This is a genomic window from Bacillus cereus group sp. N14, from assembly GCF_016483555.1.
Taxonomy (GTDB): Bacteria; Bacillota; Bacilli; order Bacillales; family Bacillaceae_G; genus Bacillus_A; species Bacillus_A wiedmannii.
Window position 1 is genome coordinate 1 of sequence record NZ_JAEHBQ010000123.1, and the last position, 243, is coordinate 243.

The window sequence follows — 243 nt, forward strand, 5'->3', positions numbered from 1 at the left end:
CATCTTAATTGAAAATGCTGTACCTCAACATTTACGCTCAATTACAGCGAAAATGGAAGAAATGGGTGATAAAGTTATAGAGGAAAATGAATGTGAACGTGTTATCGGCCCAGATAAGTTAAAAGCGGTTGATATTAAAACTAAGCCTCACCCAGGTTTCACAACAGACAAGCAATCACAAATGATGGCATTATTACTAAAACCTGAAGGAACAAGTATGATTAAAGCAGACTCATATACAAA

Annotated in this window: 1 pseudogene; it reads left to right on the forward strand. The window is 35.4% G+C overall.

The annotated features are described in order from the left end of the window. Positions 1-243, forward strand: a pseudogene (locus JDS82_RS29370) (UDP-N-acetylglucosamine 1-carboxyvinyltransferase); the annotation flags it as partial.